Origin of the sequence: Thioalkalivibrio sp. (assembly GCF_041690275.1) — a bacterium.
GTDB lineage: Bacteria > Pseudomonadota > Gammaproteobacteria > Ectothiorhodospirales > Ectothiorhodospiraceae > Thioalkalivibrio.
This window is the reverse complement of the sequence record NZ_JAWLHP010000081.1, coordinates 1-3,504: the sequence shown is the minus strand read 5'-3', so window position 1 is coordinate 3,504 and position 3,504 is coordinate 1. Positions and strand designations below refer to the sequence as shown.

The window sequence follows — 3,504 nt, the reverse complement described above, 5'->3', positions numbered from 1 at the left end:
TCAGAGATGACCGTAGGGTGGGCAAAACGCAGTGTGCCCACCACCGAGCGACACGGCCGGGATCGTGGGCCCGCTGCGCTTGGCCCACCCTACACCGCGGTGCCGCCAGCTCAGAGATGACCGTAGGGTGGGCAAAACGCAGTGTGCCCACCACAGAACAACCCGGCCCGAATCGTGGGCCCGCTGCGCTTGGCCCACCCTACAACGAAGCCGGAGGTTGCATAACAAAGGCCCCGGACAAGCCGGGGCCAACCGCTTCACCGCCTGGAGGAGACTCCCTTGCCCCCTGTCACCGCCTTCGCTGCCAGTGGGCCGATCCGGAAGGGGGAAGACCCGTTTCACCCATTCCGTGTATCTGAAGCTAGACCTCTAAAGATAAAAAGTCAACTTATAGTTCTAGATCTTCCTGAAAGACCGCCAAGGTTCCGCCTGGTTGCGTTACGCGTTGCGCATGCCGGCCCAGCGTTCTCGCGGAGCCTGCCGAACCGAAACGGTGCACGGCATGGCCACCCGGCACCCGTTATAATGCGCGGCTGATTCCCAGCCCCACGGCCCGTCATGGACAAGAGTTTCGACCCGCGCGCGATCGAGCACGACCTTTACCGGCAGTGGGAGGAAAGCGGCTGTTTCGCGGTGCGGCCCGAGGGTGCCCCGCCCTACTGCATCCTGTTGCCGCCGCCGAACGTGACCGGCACGCTGCACATGGGACACGCCTTCCAGCACACGCTGATGGACGCGCTGATCCGCCACCGGCGCATGCGCGGTGACGCGACCCTCTGGCAGGGTGGCACCGACCACGCGGGCATCGCCACGCAGATGGTCGTGGAACGGCGGCTGGCGGCCGAGGGCAGGACCCGCCACGAACTCGGACGCGAGGCCTTCCTCGAGGCGGTCTGGGACTGGAAGGAACACTCGGGGGGCACCATCTCCAGCCAGATGCGCCGGCTCGGCAACTCCATCGACTGGTCGCGCGAGCGCTTCACGATGGACGAAGGGCTGTCGAACGCGGTCACCGAGGTCTTCGTGCGCCTGCACGAGGAGGGCCTGATCTACCGGGGCAAGCGCCTGGTGAACTGGGACCCGGTGCTGCACACGGCGGTCTCCGATCTCGAAGTGCTGTCGGAGGAGGAGCAGGGCTCGCTCTGGCACTTCCGCTACCCGCTCGCGGATGGCACCGGCCATCTCGTCGTGGCCACCACACGCCCGGAGACCATGCTCGGTGACACCGCCGTCGCGGTGCACCCCGAGGACGAGCGCTACCGGCACCTGATCGGGCGGCAGGTCGAACTGCCGCTGACGGGCCGGACCATCCCGGTGATCGCCGACGACTACGTGGATCCCGCATTCGGGAGCGGCTGCGTGAAGATCACGCCGGCGCACGACTTCAACGACTACGCGGTGGGCATGCGGCATGGCCTGCCCGTGATCAACATCTTCACCATCGACGCACTGCTGAACGAGAACGCCCCGAAGGCCTACCGCGGGCTGGATCGCTTCGCGGCGCGCAAGCGCGTGGTCGCCGACATGGAGCAGGCCGGGCTGCTCGAGAAGATCGCCGACCACCGGCTGATGGTCCCGCGCGGCGACCGCAGCGGCGCGGTGATCGAGCCCTACCTCACCGACCAGTGGTACGTGAAGGCGGGCCCGCTGGCCGAACCCGCGATCCGGGCGGTCGAGGACGGTCGCATCCGTTTCGTGCCGGAGAACTGGTCGAAGACCTACTTCGAGTGGATGCGCAACATCGAGGACTGGTGCATCTCGCGCCAGATCTGGTGGGGTCACCGCATCCCGGCCTGGTACGACGCGCAGGGCAAGGTCTTCGTCGGACGCTCCGAGGCCGAGGTCCGCGAGCGTCACGGGCTGGGCGCGGAGGTCGCGCTCACGCGGGACGAGGACGTGCTGGACACCTGGTTCAGCTCCGCCCTGTGGGCATTTTCCACCCTGGGCTGGCCGGAGCAGACCCCCGAACTGCGCCGCTTCTATCCGACCAGTGTGCTGGTCACGGGTTTCGACATCATCTTCTTCTGGGTCGCCCGGATGATCATGATGGGGCTCCGATTCATGGACGACGTGCCCTTCCGCGAGATCTACATCACCGGCCTGATCCGCGATGCCGAGGGCCAGAAGATGTCGAAGTCGAAGGGTAACGTGCTCGATCCGATCGACCTGATCGACGGGATCACACTGGACGAGCTCCTGGAGAAGCGCACCTCCGGTCTGATGCAGCCGCAGATGGCGAAGAGGATCGCGAAGGCCACCCGCGGGCAGTTCCCGGAGGGCATCCCGGCCTTCGGGACCGACGCCCTGCGCTTCACCCTGTCCGCACTGGCCACCACCGGGCGCGATATCAAGTTCGACCTCGGGCGCATCGAGGGCTATCGCAACTTCTGCAACAAGTTGTGGAACGCCGCGCGCTTCGTGCTGATGAACGTCCAGAAACACGACACCGGACTCGGCCCCGAACTGCGCCAGCCGGCGCTGGCCGACCGCTGGATCATGGACCGGCTGCATGCCACCGCCGCTGCGGTGACCACGCACTACGACAGCTACCGCTTTGACCTCGCCGCCCAGGCGCTGTACGACTTCACCTGGCATGACTACTGCGACTGGTACCTCGAGCTGACCAAGCCGGTGCTGAACGGCGACGCGGACGCCTCGGTGAAGCGGGCCACGCGACACACCCTGGTGCAGGTGCTGGAGGCGCTGCTGCGGTTGCTGCATCCGATGATGCCGTTCATCACCGAGGCGATCTGGCGGGACGTGAAGGGACCGGCCGGGGTTGAAGGCCGTTTCCTGGTGGAACGGGCCTGGGTGGCGGCAGACGACTTCCCCGCGGATCCGACGGCCCGGCAGGAGCTCGAGTGGGTGCAGGGCTTCATCACCGGCCTGCGGCGAATCCGTGCCGAGATGGACATCGCGCCGAGCAAGGCCGTCCCGGTGCTGGTCCAGAACTGGTCGGAGACCGACCAGTCCCGCTATCTCGAGCACAGGCCCCTGATCGACTTCCTGGCGCGTCCGGAATCGGTGACCTGGCTCAATGCGGGCGAGGAGGCCCCGGAATCCGCCCTGGCGCCAGTGGGCGAGATGCGTCTGCTGATCCCGCTCGCCGGGCTGATCGACCGGGACGCGGAGATCGCACGGCTGGAGAAGGAGATCGGAAAGCTGGAGAAGAACCTCCAGCAGAGCGAGACACGGCTGGCGAACGAGAGCTTCGTCGCGCGCGCCCCCGAGGAGGTGGTGAACAAGGAGCGCGCCCGGGTCAGCGACATGCGCGCCACCCGCGCCGACCTCGGCGCCCAGCTCGAGCGCATCCGCCGGCTGTAGCAGGCGAGCCCTCCCGGCGACCCGGCGTCTGCGGAAACTCGTGGGAGCGGCCTCCGGCCGCGATGGCCGGGGCACTCAACGCAACGCCCAATCGCGGCTGGAAGCCGCTCCCACGATGGCTGTGGGCGGCGGGGCCGCTCGGCGGCTGGGGAAACTCGTGGGAGCGGCCTCCGGCCGCGA

1 protein-coding gene is annotated in these 3,504 nt (G+C 67.4%); it reads left to right on the top strand.

Features of this window, described 5'->3' with window-relative positions; all coding sequences use genetic code 11:
• The first annotated feature begins 558 nt into the window (after positions 1 to 558).
• Positions 559 to 3,324, top strand: a complete 2,766-nt coding sequence (locus ACESMN_RS12410; protein WP_373053917.1) for a valine--tRNA ligase — start codon at positions 559 to 561, stop codon at positions 3,322 to 3,324.
• The last annotated feature ends 180 nt before the right edge of the window (positions 3,325 to 3,504 follow it).